At 44.6% G+C, this 20,801-nt stretch carries 15 protein-coding genes and 2 pseudogenes; 7 read left to right on the top strand and 10 right to left on the bottom strand.

The window, feature by feature from the left end; genetic code table 11:
* Both ACWJAO_RS04285 and ACWJAO_RS04290 read right to left on the bottom strand, forming a co-directional pair.
* Positions 1-337, bottom strand: a pseudogene (locus tag ACWJAO_RS04285) (hypothetical protein); the annotation flags it as partial.
* 53 nt (positions 338-390) lie between these two features.
* Positions 391-690: a helix-turn-helix domain-containing protein gene (locus ACWJAO_RS04290; protein ID WP_449139380.1), complete on the bottom strand. Its 300-nt coding sequence runs from the start codon at positions 688-690 to the stop codon at positions 391-393.
* Positions 691-967: 277 nt separating this feature from the next.
* Between ACWJAO_RS04290 and ACWJAO_RS04295 the strand changes: the two genes are divergently transcribed.
* Positions 968-1,249 carry a helix-turn-helix domain-containing protein gene (locus ACWJAO_RS04295; protein ID WP_449139381.1) on the top strand — a complete coding sequence of 94 codons (282 nt, stop codon included), beginning with the start codon at positions 968-970 and terminating at the stop codon, positions 1,247-1,249.
* Between the two features lie 47 nt (positions 1,250-1,296).
* Complete coding sequence (locus ACWJAO_RS04300) at positions 1,297-1,596, top strand: helix-turn-helix domain-containing protein (protein WP_449139382.1); 300 nt, start codon at positions 1,297-1,299, stop codon at positions 1,594-1,596.
* A gap of 77 nt (positions 1,597-1,673) precedes the next feature.
* Here ACWJAO_RS04300 and ACWJAO_RS04305 read toward each other — a convergent pair whose 3' ends face one another.
* The 7 genes and pseudogenes from ACWJAO_RS04305 to ACWJAO_RS04335 all read right to left on the bottom strand — a co-directional run bounded on the left by ACWJAO_RS04305 (position 1,674) and on the right by ACWJAO_RS04335 (position 12,979).
* Positions 1,674-2,045 (bottom strand): hypothetical protein, encoded by a 372-nt coding sequence (locus tag ACWJAO_RS04305; RefSeq protein WP_449139383.1) that lies wholly within the window; start codon positions 2,043-2,045, stop codon positions 1,674-1,676.
* A 1-nt stretch (position 2,046) separates the two neighbouring features.
* Complete coding sequence (locus ACWJAO_RS04310; protein WP_449139384.1) at positions 2,047-3,276, bottom strand: tyrosine-type recombinase/integrase; 1,230 nt, start codon at positions 3,274-3,276, stop codon at positions 2,047-2,049.
* 26 nt (positions 3,277-3,302) lie between these two features.
* Positions 3,303-4,532, bottom strand: coding sequence for a tyrosine-type recombinase/integrase (locus ACWJAO_RS04315; protein ID WP_449139385.1), 1,230 nt, complete (start codon positions 4,530-4,532; stop codon positions 3,303-3,305).
* 500 nt (positions 4,533-5,032) lie between these two features.
* Positions 5,033-7,021 carry a prolyl oligopeptidase family serine peptidase gene (locus tag ACWJAO_RS04320; protein ID WP_449139386.1) on the bottom strand — a complete coding sequence of 663 codons (1,989 nt, stop codon included), beginning with the start codon at positions 7,019-7,021 and terminating at the stop codon, positions 5,033-5,035.
* A 133-nt stretch (positions 7,022-7,154) separates the two neighbouring features.
* Positions 7,155-8,666 (bottom strand): annotated as a pseudogene (locus ACWJAO_RS04325) (RagB/SusD family nutrient uptake outer membrane protein); the annotation flags it as partial.
* Between the two features lie 23 nt (positions 8,667-8,689).
* Complete coding sequence (locus ACWJAO_RS04330; RefSeq protein ID WP_449139387.1) at positions 8,690-11,806, bottom strand: SusC/RagA family TonB-linked outer membrane protein; 3,117 nt, start codon at positions 11,804-11,806, stop codon at positions 8,690-8,692.
* Positions 11,807-12,187: 381 nt separating this feature from the next.
* Entirely contained in the window at positions 12,188-12,979 is a 792-nt protein-coding gene (locus ACWJAO_RS04335) for a Cof-type HAD-IIB family hydrolase (RefSeq protein ID WP_449139388.1), read from the bottom strand.
* Between the two features lie 222 nt (positions 12,980-13,201).
* On the opposite strand from ACWJAO_RS04335, the gene ACWJAO_RS04340 reads away from it, so the two are divergent.
* The 5 genes from ACWJAO_RS04340 to ACWJAO_RS04360 all read left to right on the top strand — a co-directional run bounded on the left by ACWJAO_RS04340 (position 13,202) and on the right by ACWJAO_RS04360 (position 19,417).
* Positions 13,202-14,101, top strand: coding sequence for a FimB/Mfa2 family fimbrial subunit (locus tag ACWJAO_RS04340; RefSeq protein WP_449139389.1), 900 nt, complete (start codon positions 13,202-13,204; stop codon positions 14,099-14,101).
* A gap of 165 nt (positions 14,102-14,266) precedes the next feature.
* Positions 14,267-15,775 (top strand): TolC family protein, encoded by a 1,509-nt coding sequence (locus ACWJAO_RS04345; protein WP_449139390.1) that lies wholly within the window; start codon positions 14,267-14,269, stop codon positions 15,773-15,775.
* A 33-nt stretch (positions 15,776-15,808) separates the two neighbouring features.
* Entirely contained in the window at positions 15,809-16,792 is a 984-nt protein-coding gene (locus ACWJAO_RS04350; RefSeq protein ID WP_449139391.1) for an HlyD family secretion protein, read from the top strand.
* 140 nt (positions 16,793-16,932) lie between these two features.
* On the top strand, positions 16,933-18,096 hold the full coding sequence (locus tag ACWJAO_RS04355; RefSeq protein WP_449139392.1) for an ABC transporter permease: 1,164 nt from the start codon (positions 16,933-16,935) through the stop codon (positions 18,094-18,096).
* A gap of 58 nt (positions 18,097-18,154) precedes the next feature.
* Positions 18,155-19,417, top strand: a complete 1,263-nt coding sequence (locus ACWJAO_RS04360; protein WP_264902449.1) for an ABC transporter permease — start codon at positions 18,155-18,157, stop codon at positions 19,415-19,417.
* Between the two features lie 148 nt (positions 19,418-19,565).
* On the opposite strand, the gene ACWJAO_RS04365 is transcribed toward ACWJAO_RS04360, so the two are convergent.
* Positions 19,566-20,663, bottom strand: a complete 1,098-nt coding sequence (locus ACWJAO_RS04365; protein ID WP_449139413.1) for an Mrp/NBP35 family ATP-binding protein — start codon at positions 20,661-20,663, stop codon at positions 19,566-19,568.
* Between the last annotated feature and the right edge of the window lie 138 nt (positions 20,664-20,801).

Consider the following 20,801-nt stretch of genomic DNA (forward strand, 5'->3'; position numbering starts at 1 on the left):
TGTCAACCTTGTGGGCGGAAAGAATCTCCTTGTTAGCCTCCGGATCTTTCAGCAACTCCTTCATCACGCCAAGCAGGTTTTCCACCTGGTCTGCCGCTATGCGGTAGAATCCGAATCGGCTTGGCTCTTTGCACTGGCGGAAGAAGTTTCGGAAGAAACTGTCCATCAGGTCACTGTTGCGGTCAAAACGCAGGAAGTCGGGCGTGTTCTCCGCCTTGGCAGGCGCTCGCTTCGGTGTGCCATCCCTGCTGAGTCCGGCGACGACGCTGATCTCGCCCGTCTTTTCGTCACGGACTACCAGCACGTCCTGTTCATCACTCTTTTTCTTTTGTACCATGATCGTTAATGTTTTAATTGTTAATACTTGCCTTTCGGCGTTACTTAGTTATTCTACTCGGAAACTGTCATGTACTTCTTGATAAAATCCATTACTTCTGATTCCTTGTAGTATGTCTTTCTGCCTATCATGTGATAAGGCAGCTTCTTTTCACTTCTCAGTCGCTGTATCGTTCTCTTACTGGCATTGAGGATGTCGCACAAATCTTGATTGTCCAAGATTCTTCCATCGCCAAGACACTTTATTGTATCTTTGTCAACACCAATATGAGACACAATCATTCTTTCCAGATTGTCAAAGCGCTGCATCATTTGCTTGATGCTGTTGGCAAGGACTGGTATCTCTTGCGTCATTTTCATTATGTCTTCATTACTCATGTTCTATGTCGTTTTTTGTTCGTACTTCTTTGTTTCGGTTGCAAAATTCGGAATAAAAAAAGTAACAGAATGTATAGTATGTACATAGTAGGGAATGATTTTCTTCAATTTTCTTTTCCGAAGTAAGACAAATGCTGCCACAATAACGCCAAATGCTGCCAGCACTATTGAAAACAGATGATTATAGAAACAAATACCTTAACTTTGCAAGCGAGATTAACAACAAGAGTAATGAACCATAAATTTCAAAAGTATGAATTTAGTAGCAATTGAAAAATCAGATTTTAATCTGCTGAACGAGAACATTAAGGAGTTTTTCATGAGATTCCATTCAACCTTGGACAAGCACAAGGAGAAGCGACTCGGCGAATGGCTTGATAATGATGATGTGTGCAAGATTCTTGGCATCTGCGTGCGTACATTACAGAACTTACGCAGAACTGGCATCATCGGGTACACCAAAATCTGCAACAAGACATATTATCGCATGGAGGATGTCGAGGAAGCCATGACCTACTTGAATGCCCGAAAGTAACAACCATTATCATCATCCACTTAATCCATTTTAGTAAAAGAACGAATATGAATGAAATCAAGACCGTAGGCGAAGAGTTCGTGCAGAACATCAACGCCAAGATGGAAGATGCTTTGTCCAAATTGGAAAGAAGCATGGAGTTTTGTAAGCCTCTCTTGAATGGGGAGCATTTTATCAGAGAGCGTGACTTGGCAATCAAGTTGAAACTTACCCGCCGTACCTTGCAGGACTATCGAGAAAAAGGCTATCTGCCTTATTGTAAAATCGGTGGAACCATCCTTTACAAGGAGAGCGACATAGAGAATATTCTCATGCGAAATTACAGAAGCGCATGGACGAATCCATGATAGAAGAAAAAACAGCGGTCAAACCGCCATATCGAATATGGTTGGTTTGACCGCTATTTTGTATATTGCACAGAAACTTAGTTAAAGGTGTTTCCGCTTATGCTTTTGCACTCAAACAACATAAACAACTGCTTGTCTTCCTTGCAGACTTTATCCATGATGAACTTTCGGAAAAGACGACACTCTTGGGTGTTGATTCTGAAAGCCAAGGCTATTACCATCTGTAGGTTGAACACATCATAACTGATTCTGTCTGTTTGACGAATGTACTTGTGCGTTTCCGACTCGTCCATTTCCTTGTTTTTATAGATGGCATGAATCTGCTTTCTGACATCTTGCCCGAACAGCCAGAACAAATCCGCTATTTCCTGTATGGTCATCCACACTGGAGTGGCTGGTATGGAGAATATTCCACAACCGCAATTCTCTATTATTCCTCTTTTGCTCATATCACTCTGATTTTTGATTGTTAATGTTTGGCTTTGTCAAGCCATATTCCTCTCTCAATTTTATCAACTTATCCATCTCCGCCACTATCTTGCGGTCGGTTACCTCTGCATAGCGTTGGGTCGTATTGATGTTGGCGTGCCCCATCATCTTGGCTATACTCTCGATGGAAACACCCTCGCCAATAAGCAACGTTCCAAAGCTGTGACGAGCCTGATGATAGGTCAAATTCTCATCCTTGCCGATGGCGAATCCCAACTCATTCACCTCATGTTGCATGGCATTTTGAGACGGTAACGGAAATACAGGGTTGGCATCATCCGTAGTATTGTACAGCGACAGAATTTGTTCTGCAATGGGATGGAGTGGGATGAAAGCCTCAACACCCGTCTTCTTTCTGTGAATTCTGATGTATCTCCGTCCACTGGCGGTTGCGCCTATATGATGGGGATACAGCCTTTTCGTATCAACGAAGGCAAGGCCTGTGAAGGTAGAAAAAAGGAAGCATCGGCGAGCCAGTTCCATTCGTGCATCCTGCATCGGCGTGGAAAGCAATATTTCCAACTCTTTTCTGCTGATGTGTCTGTGGACAGGAGCATCTTTCTTTTCATATTCCATGTCCTCAATGGGATTGAATCTCAACAATTCGTAATCCACAGCCAGAAACATCAGGCGGTTGAGCCAGCAAAGGCATGTATTGGTCAGACGAGACGAGAATTTCTTCTCTCGCTTCAGATATGCCTTGTATTCCTTTCCAAAGTCCTCGGTAACCTCAGCAAATGGAATATCCGTCTTTCCATTTGCCACAATAAAGTCACGAAGATACCGCTGTGAGTACTTGGACTGGTTATATGATGACAAGGAATCTATTTCCTTGGAACGGATTAGCAGACGCTCACGTTCTTTTTCTCCCATCATCAGCAGGGTTGTTGGTATGGCAACATTATTACTGAGATAGCCTTTCAGTATCTCGGCACTCACCACACCTTGACTTTTCAGAATCTCCTCGTATGCCTTTTCGACACGTTTGCGAAAATCCTTGAGTCGATTGTTGTCACGGACATTTGTGATTTCTCCTTTCTCGCTGTTCCATGCATCCGCCTTGCAGATGATGCCAGTGGTCATGGAAGTGTTCTTGCCATCAATGGTTATTCTGCACATGACAGGAACAGTTCCGTCAGACTTTGTTTTCTGGCGGTTGATATAAAACAACAGTTTGAATGTACTACGCATATTCTTTCTATTTTATGGGGTTGTCGTTACAATATTAATCTCAAGTCCTTTGTCGCCTCAATAAAAACATCCATATCGTCAAACAACTTTTGTGGAGTCACCTGGGCGTAAACTTGCGTGGTTCTGATGTTGTTATGCCCCAGCATCTTACTGATGGTCTCAATGGAAACTCCAGCCTCTAGCGTGATGAGCGACGCAAACGAATGTCGTCCCATGTGATAGCACAAATCCTCCTTTATTCCAGCGAGTTCTCTCAGTGCCTTCAAATGGCGAGACAGATTCGCATGATGCATCAGAGGGAATAATGTCTTTCTTGAATCGTCATGATGCTTGTCTATCAAGTCAAGAGCCTCAGGGAGAAGCTTCACACTTGCACGATGCCCATTTTTCTGTCTGCAATACTTCAGCCACTTGCTGCCGTCCTCTCCAATAAAGATGTTGTCTTCCGTTATTGAGACAACATCTGCATAGGATACACCAGTGTAACATCCGAAAAGAAACAGGTCTCTTGCTATTCTATGCGCCTTTCTACATTCTGGAATCTCTATATCACGAATTTTCTCAAAAGATTCACGGCTCAACGCTCTTGGAGTCCTTCGAGTCTCCCTAGGAAGGATGAAATGCTTGAAATGAAGCTTGTCTGCATAACCTGCCTTGAATGCAAGACGGCAAACCTTCTTGATGATGGCAAGATAATGGCGCACAGTCTCGATGGCATATCCACGTTCATCAATCACGTAATTCTGATAGTCATGAATGAACTGCTCGGTAAGTTGTCCAAAAGCCAAGTCCTTCATCTTATATTTTGTCTCAATGAACTCGCCGAGATTTAATCTGTTATAATGATATGCAGAATAAGTCTTTGGCGATCTGTCAACCCCGATGCGACTTTTTAACTCATCGTTCACTCGGTCAACCATTTTCAGAAAAGTCATTTGGGTCTGCATACATCCTTGCATCAGTTCCTTGACATCCTTGGCGCAGAAGTCCTTATGCTTACTGATGAGCGACTCAAAAGCCGAGTTTATGGAAAGTTCGAGTTTGTCCAACTTTTCGTTAACCTCAACCGCTTCACGACTCTTGCCTACCAAGCGACTATCTCTTGCACTCCATAAGTTAGGAGTGCAAGAGACCTTGCAACTAAATTGCGCCATCGTGTTATTCACTGTAATGCGTCCCATAATTGGAGCCTTACCGTTCTTGTCCAAACCGCTCTTTTTGAGGTAGAGCAACACCTTGAATTTTTCTACTTTCATTGCCTATACTTTTTAGTTTGCAAAATTATAATCGTATAGGCGACTGACAAAATTCAAACTTATGCAGAATTATGAAGAATGCGCCGGTCGGCAACAATCTTTCCATTGTTTTGTTACCTATGTATTGTTCGGTAACTATATGGGTAATGCTTTGGTAACTGAACGAACTCTATATTCTGCATCTCATTTCTCTTTAGAAACACTGCCAAATACAGCAAATCCGTTAGTTTCCAGCAAGTTGTCCTTCTTAGCTTCTTCAATCATCATATCCTTGCTTTATGGTGTTTATTCCATAACAGCTGATATGCGCATGCACAACAGCTGTTGTGCATGCGGCAGCCAACTGTTATACACCAACTATTATCCGAACTTATGACACACCCTCATTAACCAAGAAATCTCTCTTATAAAGCCAAAAAGGGGACTGACCACCGCCAGTCCCCCAAGACGAGAGAGATATAAGTGTTGACTTAGTCAACAACGAGGCAAATCACTTTGCCTTATTTTATATTTTTTCCATCTCCTGCTTCAATTTCATCCAAGAAACGGAACACATTTCGATAGAACATTTTTAAAGGTTCCTTACCTTTTACGCCATGTCCCAATCCCTCAAACTCCACATATCTATGAGGCAAACCAAGGTGAGTCAACATTCTATCCATCAATCTACTACCCTCAATATCCACTCGATTATCATGATTTCCATGACACAGAAGCAATGGTCCCGACAATTTCTCGGCATGATATAATGGAGAACGATCTATAATTTTCACTTTATTGGCTATAGGATCGCCTGCCTCCAAGAACGTCCAGTCAGGAATATTAGAATGAGTGTGCTGATAGATGATGTCACAAAAACCTGCTGTTTCAACACCAAAGCCAAATGGGAAAGTCGCTTTGTTTCCGTTGATTTCGCCAGGGAAAGTCATCAAGCGCATAGTAGCGTAACCACCATGACTTACACCAAAACATCCAACACGTTCTGCAGGGACATTCAACTTTTCGGATATATACTGGGCACACTTAATAATGTCGATTATCTCATTACCTCCCAAATCTCCATCATTGAGTGCGGCAAAGTCACGACCGAAGCCTACACTTCCTCGTGGAGCAGGGCTCAAGACATAGATACCTGCCTTATTGTAAATCTGATACTCAGCATCATAGGAATTTGTACCACCATAGAAAGACTGTATCATTACCACACTCTTATCCACTGGCAAAGGATTCTTGGGTTTGAAGAGATAAGCATGAATCATACGAGTCTTACCAGTAGAAGGATCAATATCGAATGTAGGAATAGAGAGTCTCTCCACATCTCCCTGCACCAGTTCTTTCTGGACCTTTTCTGGCATACCGAGCACAGTCTTACGAACTACACTCTTTTTGCCCACCACAAGGTCTTCCACCTTCATGAGGTTTGTGACATTGTTGGCAACAACCCTTACCACATTGCCTTTTACCGAACCTATAGTATAGTTTTGGTCGGACTCATTACGAAACACCTCCTTATTGGTAGCAGGGTCGATAAGAATCATCGATGTCTGTATAGGAGTTGACTGTAATCCGAAAATATAGTTTTTCTTGCCTATCTTTACGATACGCGCATCCTCCAAAGGCTCCTTATAGGCTGTTATCTGCTTGGTAGCCTTGGTCTTGGCATTGAAAAGATAGAGATTACGATAGCCATCTTGGTCGGAAAAATAATAGCACTCGTCATTGTTCACCCACTCCTTCATCATGTCACAGCCATCAAAGCTGGCATTTTTGGCAGAGTCATTGAGAGGCGTTATCTTATTGGTATTCAAATCAACATAGACAATAGTACAGAAACGGCGATCCATGTTTTTCAAAGCCGTAAGCAAAATTCCGCTTCCATCAGGTCGCCAGCTGATAGAACCCCAGGTATAACGATAGTCAGGATTATCAATTCCGACGAGCTGGTCTTTCATTGTCTTCAAGTCCAGGACATGAAGCTCATCAAGGCGATTCTCATTCTGTCCCATTCTACCCACATAAGCAATCTTCGACTTATCTTGATTGAATCCCCACTCGTAAACATAAGGGACATCAGTAATACGTTCTGGCTTACCAGGATTATTGAGGTCGCAACGATAGATATTGAACCTCTCCTCATTATGTTCATCCCCCAACCAGTACACTTTTTTATCACCTGCATTATAAACAGGATTCCATCCATTTCGCTTAGATAAGTCGGCATCGATGGCATCCTTGCCGTCAAAAGGAGTCAACTTACCATCCAACTCAATCCACTGCATACGAGACTCTGCCCCCGACTTGAGGAAAAAAAGTTTGGAGCCATCATCAGAGAGCCGGAACTGAGAGAAAGGAAAACCATCAAAAAATGGCGCAACATCTATCTTGCGATTCTGAAACTCCAAGACATCAGATGTTGCAGGATACTGTGCGTAGATACCCAAACTGGCAAAAGCGAAAGCCAGCATCATCAGAGTTTTTATCTTTTTCATTGAATTAAATGTTAAAAAATCCCACTTGCAATTTTCCCTTGCAAGCAGGATTATAAGTTAATATTTACTATTATCTAGCCCAATAATCATTCTGTCCCTTATTATAATCTTCAGTACTATTCTTATAATAAGGATTGTTATCAAGCTCATCATCAGGAATAGGGAACATCATGCGTGGACTGTCAGCTGGCAAGTCCTTGGTTGAACTCCACTGATCATCACCCTCACGATGCAAAGGCATGTTGAGACGTTTCAAGTCTGTCAATGCAAAGCCCTCACCATAGAGTTCGCGGCGACGCTCTTTCCATATTTCATCAATATTGATGGCAGCCGACACCGAACCGCCTCGCTTTACCTGCAAGGCATTGAGAACACGCAAGCCCGTGGCTGCATCACCTAACTTGAACTTAGCCTCTGCTTCTATCAAATAAGCCTCAGCAATACGAGCCATCGGATAATCAGCTACTCCGAGAGTACTACGATTATTAAATTTGGCCGTAAAATATCCATCCTTGCTATCAATATAGAATGGGAAAAGAGCACGACAATCTGTCCAAATGCCATTTTCATCCTTCTTGAAAATATCTGTGAAAGACTTTGCAAATCGAATGGTACCATACCCGACCACATAGTCGATGGCATTCTCTTCCAAGTAAGTCACACGGTTGTCAACCTTTTCTCCAGGCACTTGCTTGCCATAGTTGGCAGTTCCAAAGGTGGAATTAGCATCCATTGCTTTAGCAGCATGATAGAAAGAAGGTATCGAGGCATAGATATTGGTAGACTCCTCATCAAACTTAAAGCCCCATAACCACTCAGAGTTGGCGGTCATAAAGCCCGACTGATACTCTTGCTGACTCATCAAGTTACTTCCATCGAAGGTATTACTTGCAGCCACCTCCGCAAACTCCGATGCTTTTTGATAGTTGCCCATTTCCAGATAAGTACGAGCCAAGAACAAAGCCGCACTTTTCTTGTTGACATAATAGTTACTTGTAGAAGTACAGTGCTCATAAGCATAAGTGAAATCATCGATAATCTGCTGCAAAGATGCCTTCAAGTCAGAGCGAGGTACAACCGTACTCTTATCGGAAGAAGCACTTGCCAGGCGAAGGAACAAGCCCTTTCCATTGTCTCCGCCAAGTGTCTTGTTGAGATAAGCTGGACAGAACAAATGATAGAGATTGAGAAAATTCCATCCTCTCAAGCCATGAGCCTGAGCCAGATAGTCCTCACATCCATTTGGCAAATTGTCTGCGTTTTCAATAATAAGATTGCATTGATCGATAGCGGTATAAGCCTTTCTCCAAAGATAGCTACAATAAGAACTCCACCATCCGTCATTGATACGAGCATACTGCGTATAATCGTATGTGTATTGGTTCCACTTGTATGGAGAAAAGCCGAAAGCACCATTGGACAGCATTTCGTCATCGCCCATATCGTCAAGAGCAATCTGACCTATAGTCATATAATAGTAATGTCCTATCTGCTCGTAAGCACCTGTCAACACCATTCCTACATTCGACTTTGTCTGTATAGCTGTACTAGTAGACAAACCGTTAGTAGGGTCCTGATACAAATTATCTGAGGAGCAAGATGCCAAAAGTGCTGCCACCAAAAGTGAAAATATTATCTTTTTCATAAATATGAGTCGTTAATAATTAATTAAAATGTAATGTTAGCACCTACTGTGAATGAACGTGGAGTTGGGATGGATGGGTAAGCATTGTACCCTTGCACACCATAGATATCTATGTCATCATATCCCTTCCAGTCAGAAGAGAACCATGTCAGAAGATTATCACCAGACACATAAACCTTAGCCCCACTTATCACCTTTGAGAAGATTCCCAAGTTGCTTGGGAGGCGATAGCTCAACGTAACGTTAGCCAAACGCACATTTGTTGCGTTATACAAGAAACGAGTAGAGAGACTGTTAGAACCATTGCCATTGTTCACTACATAACGTGGCACATTTGTTTGCTGTCCTGAGGTAGTCCATGCCTTCAGCTCATCCTTGTGCAAGTTGCTGCCCATTGTGTTACCTTCGCTCATCATATTGGCGTAGATACCATCATATACCTTGCCACCCAAAGTATAATTTATCTGCACATTGAGGTCGAAGCTCTTGTATGATACCGCATTGTGGATACCTCCATAAACATCAGGAGTTGACTTGCCTTGGCGCTCAAAAGTTGCCTTGCTATAAGAATTTGTAGTAGTACGAGTACCATCCTCATTGACATGATACCACAGCGGATCACCAGTTTCAGCATCAACACCAGCCCAAGTTGGCATATAGAACTCATACTGGCTACCACCTACTGTCCAAATCTTGGCATAGGAAGTCTGGCGTACATCATTGTCACCATAGAGATCCTTGATGGTATCCTTGATGAACGAAGCATTCAGCTCAACGTTCCATTTCACTGGAGAGTTTTTCAGTACATTGGCACCCAACATCAACTCCCAACCGTGGTTAGCCACCTTGGCTGCATTCATTGTTATGTTAAGCAAGCCATTCTGTTCAGCCAAAGGATACTTATAGAGCAAGCCATCAGAAGTCTTATAGAAATAATCCAAAGAACCATAGAATCTGTTCAAGAAGCTGAAGTCAACACCTACATTGAACATTTTTTGAGCTTCCCAGGACAGCGACTTGTTTTCTAACTGCTCAAGCACAGCACCCTTATCGCTACCATACTTATAGTCGGCATTGACACCATAGATGCCCTGTGACAAATAACGATTGTAGAGATAATGTTCAATGCCACTCTTGTTACCAGAAGTACCATAGCTGACACGAAGCTTGAGGTTGTCTATCCAATTGATATTTTTCATAAACTCCTCGTTATTGATGCGCCATGCACCAGAGAGACTCCAAAAGGTACCCCACTTGTTGTCATCACCGAAGATAGACGAACCATCAGTACGCAAACTAGCAGCAAGATTGTACTTTTCCTTATAAGAATACTCCGCACGACCGAAATAAGAAATCATCGTTTCCTTGGTAGTATAAGAATCAGGAGAAAGCAAGGCTGTAGCCTGCGACAATTCTTGTGAGTCACCTACACCTGTACCACCCGCATAGAGATACTCATAAGTGCTCTGCCAATATTCCATACCTGCCAAGAGATTGACATGATGGGTATCACTGAACGTCTTCGAATAATTAAATGTATTTGTGAAAGTATACATCACGTCAGTGGTATGATACTTGTCAAGACGACCATTGTAGGCAGGACCATTACCATGTTCAGGATTCCAGTAACGATGCTCGTTATTATAAACAATATCTGGAGAGAACTGGGTCTTGAATTTCAAGCCATCCATCAATTTTACTTCCGCAAATGCCGAACCAATGAAGCGCAACATCTTACTACGGTGCACGTCCATTTTAGGAAGCGCAACTGGATTCATATCACGAGCTACTGGGTTGGAAAAATTATACTGTCGATTTCCATTAGCATCCAATACTGGCTGACCATTGGAATCTACAACATACAAAGGCACAGCATTAGGGAACGACACTGCATCATACAGAGGGCTAGCACCTGCACTACCTGCCACTTCAGTATTCTGGACTCCATAAGAGAATTTTGCATTCATACCCACAGACAGCCATTTGGCTGCATCAGACTTCACATTCAAGCTAGCAGAATAACGTTTATAATGTGAACTAGGGGTAATACCATCCTGATCAAGATAACCTGTTGAGAAGAAATAAGAAGACTTTGCTGTTCCACCACTTACACTCACATTGGCATCGTAAGTAGAGGCTGCATGGAAGATTTCCTTTTGCCAGTCTGTATCTACAACTATCCTAGCACCATCCACCACATTGCCGTTGGCATCCAGAGGATTATCCACATTGTATGGATTATGAGTAAAAGTACCTTGAGTCAGCTGATTAGCATCCTCTACAGACTTTCCCGCATTGCGATAAGCTGTATAAAGAGTCTTATAATAATCTGCAGAGCTCACCATGTCGTACTTGCCTGCAATAGAGGAAGTGGTATATTTAACATCAAAAGACACCTTAGCTTTTCCCGACTTACCTGATTTCGTGGTAACAACTACCACGCCATTGGCAGCTCTAGATCCATAAAGTGCTGCTGCTGCGGCATCCTTCAGCACCGTAACCGACTCTATATCATTAGGATTGATGGTTGCTAAAATATTACTAGATGCATCATTGGCGTATGCTACCTGAGAATATTCTTCATTTGAAGTTGGAATGCCATCCACAACAATAAGAGGTTGATTACTAGATGACAAAGAACCAGAACCTCTAACACGGAAAGATGTACCAGAACCAGGCTGACCAGACTGTGAAACAACCTGTACACCAGCCACCTGACCTGCAAGACCTTTATCTAAGGAAGCAGAAGGAGTCTTCAACTTATCTGCAGAAACCTCAGTAGCCGAGCCAGTAAAAGCAGATTTTTTTACTGTACCATAAGCTACAACCATCACTTCCTTTAAAGAACGAGTATCATCGTTCAATGTAATTTTCATGTTCTTGCCCGCCGTAACGGTCTTTGGCGACATACCAAGGTAAGAAACTGTGATTTTCTTCTTATCAGCAGGTATTGCCAATTCAAACTTACCATCAATGTTAGTAACAGTACCCGTCTTAGTACCATCTACTTTAACGGAAGCGCCAACAACAGGTTCGCCGTCTTCTGCATATACGACACCTGACACATTAACATTTTGAGCAAAAGTCATACTCGTACCGAGTATGACTCCCCCCATGAGCATGGTCAATCTTTTTACCATAATCCTCTCTCTTAAAAATTAAACAACTTACAAATATCGGGTGCAAAGATACATACTTTTTGCTAATTAAACAAATTTTCAGCAAACAAATTGACGCAAAATACCAACTTTATGGTACTTTATGTATATTTTTCGTGTATTTTATTACCTTTCGTAAGCTTTTTGGCATTTATTGTCCCAAAACGTAAATTATTGAAAGAAACTGAATACAAAAGGAAAGTTTTAAAAACAGAAAGGCAAACATGCCATTCGACAAAACAAATGACATGTTTGCCCTCATTATTTTATTAAAATGAAACTCGCCTATCAAAAAGGCTTCATCAGAATTACACCTTATTATATATAGAGAGTTATAAAAACAGAGGCAATAAGCCCAAGTATTTAAATCACGCCAAAATGAAGGAGGGCATTCTTAACACCATCTTCATCCACATGAGTCGTAATATAATCGGCTATTTGCTTGAGATTATCTCCCGCATTGCCCATCGCAACACCTACGCCAGCCTCCCGGACGATGGAAATATCATTGCCGCCATCGCCGAAAGCCATGGTTTCATCTATATTCAAACCCAGATAATCAGCCATTGCATGCAAGCCCTTGCCCTTATCCGCATCGGCTGCCGTAATATCCGTAAAGGCAGGATGCCATCTGCCCGACGTGCAGTTGCGGAGCGTAGGCATCAGGAGCGCCTCCTGCTCTACCGAACAGAAAGGAGTAACCTGCAGAACCTGCTCATCTCCCAATTCGTTCACATCGGTCAGGAAGATTTCGCAATCCACTCCCAATCCCTTGGCAAAGATTTCATAAACCTCGTCGGTATAATGATGGATGGCAAGATGATGCTCTCCCACTACAATTGCCGGATAATCATCACGGTCGGCAGCCTCGATAATCTTCTTCACATCTTCCGGAAGGATGGCGTGCTGGCTCACCACCTGATTGCCTACAAAACAGCGCGCGCCATTGGTGGTAATGTAACCGTCGATGAGATGTTCTATCTGCCCGAGGTTATTGATGATAAGCTGCGGACGACCGGTAGAAATATACACCTCTACCCCATTCTTCTTAGCCTGCTCCAAGGCATCTACCGTGCTCTGCGGAATCTTGTGGGTTTTGAAACTCACCAAGGTGCCGTCAATATCAAAAAATAATGCTTTTATCTTCCTATCCATACCAATATCTTCTATACCTTATTATATATATAATGCAAAATCGGCTCTGTAAGTACAGAAAAACCGATGCAAAATTACGAAAAAACAGATAAATGACAAAAAATATAAAGATTTATTAGAATTTACTTGCATCGAAAAGAGAAAAAACGTATATTTGCCACATCTTTATGCCCGAGGAAACTCCGAGATAATGCATAGAGCAACTAGTAAATAAGAACTATTATGAGTAAGAAGCCCTATCGGTTACTGGCATCCCTGTTGCTGATGCTCGTAGCGACGCTTACTTCATGTGAGAAGTTTTCGATTGACGAAACAACCGGAAAATCACGTGAGGCAAACGCCAATGTAACTATCCATGTGCAGAAAATAGAAGGCACAAGTCTGCTGACAACCAAAGCTGCCGACAAGCAGATGGCGCTGGGCGATGTGTGCTCCAGACTGACACTTGCCATCTTTGACGGAGAGGAGAAACTGGAGACGGTGAACCAGCTTTCAACAGACAATGGCTTCGGAACTGCCCATGTGAGTCTGGACGAAGGAGAATACCGCCTCGTGGTGATTGCCCATAACGGAAAGGGGAACTGCTCTGTCAGCGCACCCGAGAAAGTAAAGTTTGCGAGCAACAAGCTTACCGACACCTTCTATTATTACGGCAGGTTGAGCGTAAACGAAGAGGGAGCCACCTCTGAAATCGATCTGAAACGAGCAGTTGGCGCCTTCAAGGTACATATTACCGACGAAACCATTCCCGAAGAAATCAGGAGCGTCAAGTTCTATTATACCGGCGGCAGCAGCACCCTGGATGCAACCACCGGATTCGGTTGCGTGAACAGCCGTCAGACCGAAAATTTCAGTATGAAAGATGGCGGCAGAGACTTTACCGTCTACACCTTCCCACATGAAGAAGAGAAGAACATCAAGATGAGTATCAGCTTTCTGGATGCCGATGCAAAGGTAGTAAAGAGTTTTGAAAAAGCCGATTTGAAAATCCATCAGAACCAAACAGCCTATACCGAGATTTCCATTGCTGACGGATTCAGTGGCGGAGGCGACAGTACGGGTGGTGGAATAGGCATTACCGTAGACCCTACCTGGGGCGAGACAGAACGGGTGCATTTCTAAGAAACAGACGATTAAGGGATTACGGAAAACCAGAAGGTATGTTCTATTTTTCCACAATGCAATATATTTTTTGATTCTTAAAGATTTGATAAACAAAATTTCTTTGTCATTTAAGAATAATTCCATAATTTTGCATTCAATATTATATAATATTATAAACAAAGGATGAAAAAATATATAACTCTTATCATGCTGATGGGAGCATTGATTCCTGCCGGGGCTCAGGCACAAACGCTGAGCCTTGACAGTTGCCGTGCCATGGCGCTGCGCAACAACAAGCAGCTCAATGCCTCGAAGCTCAAGAAAGACGTGGCGTACAACATGAAGAAATCGGCACGTACCAAATATCTTCCTAAAGTAGATGCTTTAGGCGGTTACGAATGGTTCAGCAGGGAGATTTCGCTGCTGAACGACGGTCAGAAATCAACATTCAGCAATATCGGCTCTACCGTTACCGGAGGAATATCGGGAGGAGCCAGCAATCTGCTGAGCCAACTTGTAAGTCAGGGAATGATTACCCCGGAGATAGCGCAGCAGATAGGCGGACTGATGAATGAGAAACTGGGACCCCTGCAGCAGCAAGGCAATGCGCTGGGAGAGAAACTGGTAGATGCTTTCCGCACCGACACCCGCAATATCTGGGCAGGAAGCGTGATGGTTCGCCAACCTATCTATATGGGTGGAGCCATCATTGCAGCCAACAAGATTGCCGACATCGGAGAGCAGATTGCAGAGAATGATCTCGACCAGCAGACCCAGAGCACGCTCTACAGCATAGACCAGGCTTACTGGCTCGCCGTTTCGCTGAAGCAGAAGCAGAAACTCGCCATCAGTTACCGCGACCTCGTAAAGAAACTGAACGAGGATGTTCATAAGATGATTCAGCAGGGAGTAGCCACCAAGGCAGACGGACTGAAAGTAGACGTGAAAGTGAACGAAGCTGAGATGCAGATTACCCAGGCAGAAGACGGACTCGCCCTGTCGAAGATGCTGCTCTGCCAGCTCTGCGGCATTCCGATGAACCAGGAAATCACACTTGCCGATGAAGATAAGGAAACCCTGGCTTTATCAGGAACTCCTGTTGACACCGAGCAGCAGAAAGTGGCAGCACAGGATTCGGCACTGAACACCCGTCCGGAACTCCGCATGCTGCAGAATGCGCTCGACATCTCTAAAGAAGCTACCAATATGGTTCGCGCCATCAATCTGCCTCACGTCATGCTGACAGGCGGCTACATGATTTCGAACCCGAACGTATTCAATGGTTTCCAGAAGAAGTTTACCGGAGTCTGGAATGTAGGCGTGATGATTCATATTCCGGTATGGAACTGGTTCGACGGCGCCTACAAGGTGAGAGCCGCCAAGGCTGCCAGCAATATCGCCCAGATGAACCTGGATGATACGAGAGAGAAGATTCATCTGCAGATTACCCAAAGCCAGTTTAAGGTAAAGGAAGCCCAGAAGAAGCTCAACATGGCAATGAAGAACATCGCCAGTGCAGATGAGAACCTGAGATGCGCCAACCTTGGTTTCAAGGAAGGCGTGATGGAGGTTACTGATGTGATGGCTGCACAGACTGCCTGGCAGAAAGCACAGAGCCAGAAGATTGATGCAGAAATCGACGTGAAGCTGACTCAGGTTGGGCTGAACAAGGCACTCGGTATCCTGCAGTAATAATAATAACAAATTAAAATTCAGATTAAACAAATGTCTAAGAAATCACAGCATAACAATATATTGCTCGCTGTAATCGGTTTTACAGCAGTAGTCATTCTCGTAGGCGTCATCGGTTTCTTCACTTTGGAACAGAAGGATGACACCATTCAGGGCGAGGTAGAGGTATCAGAATACAGAGTATCCTGCAAACTGCCGGGGCGCGTAGTAGAACTCCGCGTTCAGGAAGGCGATTACGTTCATGTGGGCGATACGCTCGCCATCCTCGAAGTGCCGGAAATGAAATCGCAGGAACAGATGCTCCAGGCTACCAACGCTGCAGCCGAGGCGATGAAGGACCTGACGGATGCCGGTGCACGCAAGGAGCAGATTCAGGGTGCTTACCAGTTGGTTCAGCAGGCTGAAGCTGCCGCAACCATCGCCAAGAAGACCTACGACCGCATGCAGAACCTCTTCAACGAGGGCGTAATCAGCGGTCAGAAACGAGATGAGGCTTACGCAGCCTACAAGGCTACAGAGGCTCAGGTGGCTGCAGCCAGAAGTCAGTACGATATGGCGAAGAATGGAGCCCGCGAGCAGGAGAAGCGTATGGCTGCCAACAACACCCAGGCTTCGAAGAGCGCTGTGGATGTAGTGAAGAATCTTCTGAAAGAGACCGTTCAGATTGCCCAGTGCGAGGGCGAGGTTAGCAATGTCTATCCTAAGGTAGGCGAGCTGGTAGGCCTCGGCTCTCCTATCATGAGCATCTCTATCATGAACGATATGTGGGGAACCTTCAATGTTCGCGAAGACCATCTCAAGGGTCTGAACAAGGGCGATGAGTTCACCGCTTACGTTCCTGCCTTCAACAAGGACATCAAGATGAAGGTTTACTACCTGAAAGACCAGGGCTCTTACGCTACATGGAAGGCAACCAAGGATAATGGCGACTACGACCGCAAGACTTTCGAGGTGAAGGCACGTTCTATCACAAAGATTGAGGGATTGCGCCCGGGAATGTCACTCATCATTAAATAACATTGAACTTTGAGATTTGAACTTTGAACTTTATGATTAGTTTTCTTCTTGAAGCTTACAATAAAATTTTGAGATATTAAGCATATCATAAAGTTCAAAGCTCAAAGTTCAAAGTTCAAAGTTCAAAGTAAACAAGTTCTATGTTTAAGAAATTATATCATATAGCCCTCAGAGAATGCGGCATCATGTGGAAGAATCCCATTTATCTCTTCTGCATGGTCATCTTCCCCATCGTGGTGATGATTTTCTTCACCTCGCTGATGAAGGGAGGTGTGCCTACCGACATGCCTGTGGGCATCGTAGATCAGGACAACTCGGCTACATCGCGACAGCTGGTACATAAGCTCGATGCTTTCCAGACCACCAAGGTAGTGGGCCACTACGAGAACATGGCTGAGGCAAGACATGCTATCCAGAAGAACGAAATCTATGCCTTTATGGTGATTCCTAGCGGAACGGAGGCAGGACTGATGGCACAGAAGCAGCCTAAGATTTCGTTCTACTACAGCAGCGTTTCGCTGGCAGCCGGTTCCCTGCTCTTCCGCGACCTGAAAACCATCTCTACACTGGGAGGTGCGGCGGCAGGAATGGCGAAACTTTCGGCGCTGGGAAAAACGAATGATGAAATCATGACTTTCCTGCAGCCTATTGCCGTAGATCTGCACATGATAGGCAACCCGTACGCCAACTACAACTATTATCTGTCGAGCGTAATGGTGCCGGGACTCATCATGCTGTTCATCTTCCTGATTACACCTTATTCTATAGGTACGGAACTGAAGTTCAACCGTGCCAGAGACTGGATGCGGATGGCAGGCAACAATCCTTATCTCGCCATTGCGGGCAAGATGCTGCCGCAGACACTCATCTTCCTGAGCATCTTCCTGCTGTTCGAATTCTACATCTATTATGTATTACAGTTCCCTCATCCGGGCGGCGCGCTTCCTATCATCCTGTTAGGCGTTCTGAGCGTACTTTCCTGCCAGTGTTTCGGCATTTTTGCCTTCGGACTGATGCCTTCGCTCCGCATGTCGATGAGTATCTGTTCGTTGTGGGGCGTGGTGAGTTTCTCCATCTGCGGAGCTACCTATCCGCTCTTCTCGATGGATTCGCCGATACAGTCTATCGGCCAGCTCTTCCCGATGCGCCACTACTACATGATTTACCAGATGAACATCTTCAACGGTTTCCCGATGAGCGATGCTGTGCTCCACTGGGACGCGATGGTGCTGTTCTGTGCCCTGCCGATGCTCACTATTTGGAACATCAAGAAGGCAATGCTGGTTTACAAGTATCTGCCGTAAGAGTGTTGAATGTTGAATGTTGAGTGTTGAATGTTCAAGATTAAATGTTAGATATTAAATGAAGAAAAGTAGTTTACTATATAAGATTATCAATGGCATCTGGGACATGTGCTACATCTGGAAAACGGAAATGCGCAATGTGTTCCGCGATGAGGGTGTGCTCATCTTCTGCATTCTGGTGCCGCTGGGCTATCCGCTGCTCTACTCGTGGATTTACAACAACGAGGTGGTGAGAGAGGTGGATACGGCGATTGTGGACCTGAGCCACAGTCACAGTTCTCGCGAGTTTATCCGCGATTATGATGCTTCACCAGATGCCAAGGCTACCTATTACTGCAACAGTCTGGACGAGGCGAAGGAACTGGTGCGCAGGCAGGCAGTTCACGGAATCCTTTACTTCCCTGCCGACTTCGATACGAAGCTGAACCGGGGCGAACAGGCGCATGTGGGAGTTTACTGCGATATGAGTCTGATGCTGACCTATAAGGCGATTTATCAGACCTCGCAGGCCGTAGCCAGCCACATCAACTCGGGCATCCAGATAACACAGGCTGGAGGGTTTACGGATAGAGACGATGAGATTACCACCGAGCCGCTCGCCTTTGATGAGGTTCCGATATTCAACACGACAGGAGGTTACGGAAATGCCATTCTGCCGGCTGTGCTGGTTCTTATCCTGCAGCAGACGATGCTGCTGGGCATAGGAATGGCAGCGGGAACATCAAGAGAACTCAACAGAAACCGCGAACTCATACCGGTAAGCGAGCATTATGGCGGTATTTTCCGCATTGTTTTCGGCAAGGCATTGGTTTATTTCATGGTTTATGCCGTGATGGGAATGTATCTTACGCTGGTAGTTCCCAAGCTATTCAGTTTTGTAAGTATGGTAACGTGGACAACTATTCTCGGTTTCCTCCTTCCTTACATTCTTTCGTGCGTTTTCTTCGGTCTGATGCTGTCGTGTCTGGTAAGATATCGTGAAAATGTGATGCTTCTGGTGGTATTTACCTCCGTTCCGTTGCTTTTTATGACGGGAGTTTCATGGCCACTGAGCAATATTCCAGGCTTTTGGCAAGGATTTGCGTGGGTTTTCCCATCCACTTTCGGCATCCGCGGGTTCCTCAGAATCAGCAGTATGGGTGCTTCGCTTTCAGATATTCTGCCGGAATTCAGAGCACTCTGGATACAAACGGGTGTCTATTTCCTGGCTACCTGCCTAGTTTTCAGGCAGCAACTGCGCTCAGCCAGACTCAAGGCAAACCTTACTGCCGAAGTAGCAGAAGAAGAGGATGAGGTGGAAGAAATCGTGGAGAATGGATAATGTACAATGAATAATTTCGGGGGTGACCATGCAAAAAACAGCTGTTAACTGTTAACCTGTTAACTCCTCTGATAAAAAAAAGCTAGGACTGCTTGAGGGCAATCCTAGCTTTTTATTTTATACCCTTATCAAATAGGATATTTACTTCTTAGTGTGTACTTACAATCTTGGTTGGAGCCTTCTCGGCATTTCTGCGGTTCACCACCGTTACTACGCTTTGAGCAAGGCTGAGGAAAGCCTGACCGGTAATGGAATCAACCTTGGTAGCAGCAGGCGCACCATCATCACCACCCTCGCAGATGCTCTGAACGATAGGAATCTGGGCGAGCAGAGGCACATTCATCTCCTTGGCGAGGTTCTTGCAACCCTCCTTACCAAAGATATAATATTTGTTCTCTGGCAGCTCGGCAGGCGTAAAGTAAGCCATATTCTCGATAAGTCCGAGGATAGGCACATTCACCTTATCATTCTGATACATGTCAATACCCTTTCTCGCATCGGCAAGCGCCACCTGCTGAGGCGTACTTACGATAACTGCACCCGTAATGGAAAGCGTCTGGAGCAGCGTAAGATGAATATCGCTTGTGCCAGGAGGCGTATCGAGGATAAAGTAATCCAACTCACCCCAGTCAGCATCAGCAATCAGCTGCTTCAGGGCAGAACAAGCCATTCCGCCGCGCCACAGAGTAGCAGTAGTAGGACTTACGAAGAAACCGATACTCAGGAGCTTCACGCCATATTTCTCGACAGGTTCGATGAGGTCTCTGCCGTCCTTGTGAACAGAATAAGGACGCTCCTCCTCCACACCGAACATCTTAGGCATGGAAGGACCGAAGATATCCGTATCGAGCAAGCCCACCTTGTAGCCCAACTTAGCCAGGGCGATAGCGAGATTGGCAGAAACGGTACTCTTGCCTACTCCACCCTTACCAGAGCTCACAGCGATGACGTTCTTCACCTGTGGCAGCATCTTTCCCACCTCAGGACGAGGAGCCGACTTGAACTCAGTAACGATTTCCACCTCTACATCTTTCGAAATATGATAATGGATGGCAGCCTCAGCCGCCTTCACCGTACTCTTGAGGAAAGGATCCGTATCACGAGGAAAGAGAAGAGCCACCTTCACCTTCATACCATTGATGCTAGGCGTATCTGCCAGCATCTCGCTCTCTATGAGGTTCTTCTTGGTGCCTGGATAAATCACCGTAGCAAGCGCCTCTTCAATCAATTTTGGATATAATGTCATCATTTCTTTTAATTTATTTGGTGCAAAAGTAACAATAAATAATGTAATAAGCAAATAAAAACTAAATAATTTCAGATATTAAACACTTTTATGTATCTTTGCAAATTGCAGAAATATGTAGTTTCAGCAAAAAGCGAA

The sequence above is a fragment of the Segatella sp. genome, assembly GCF_977051555.1.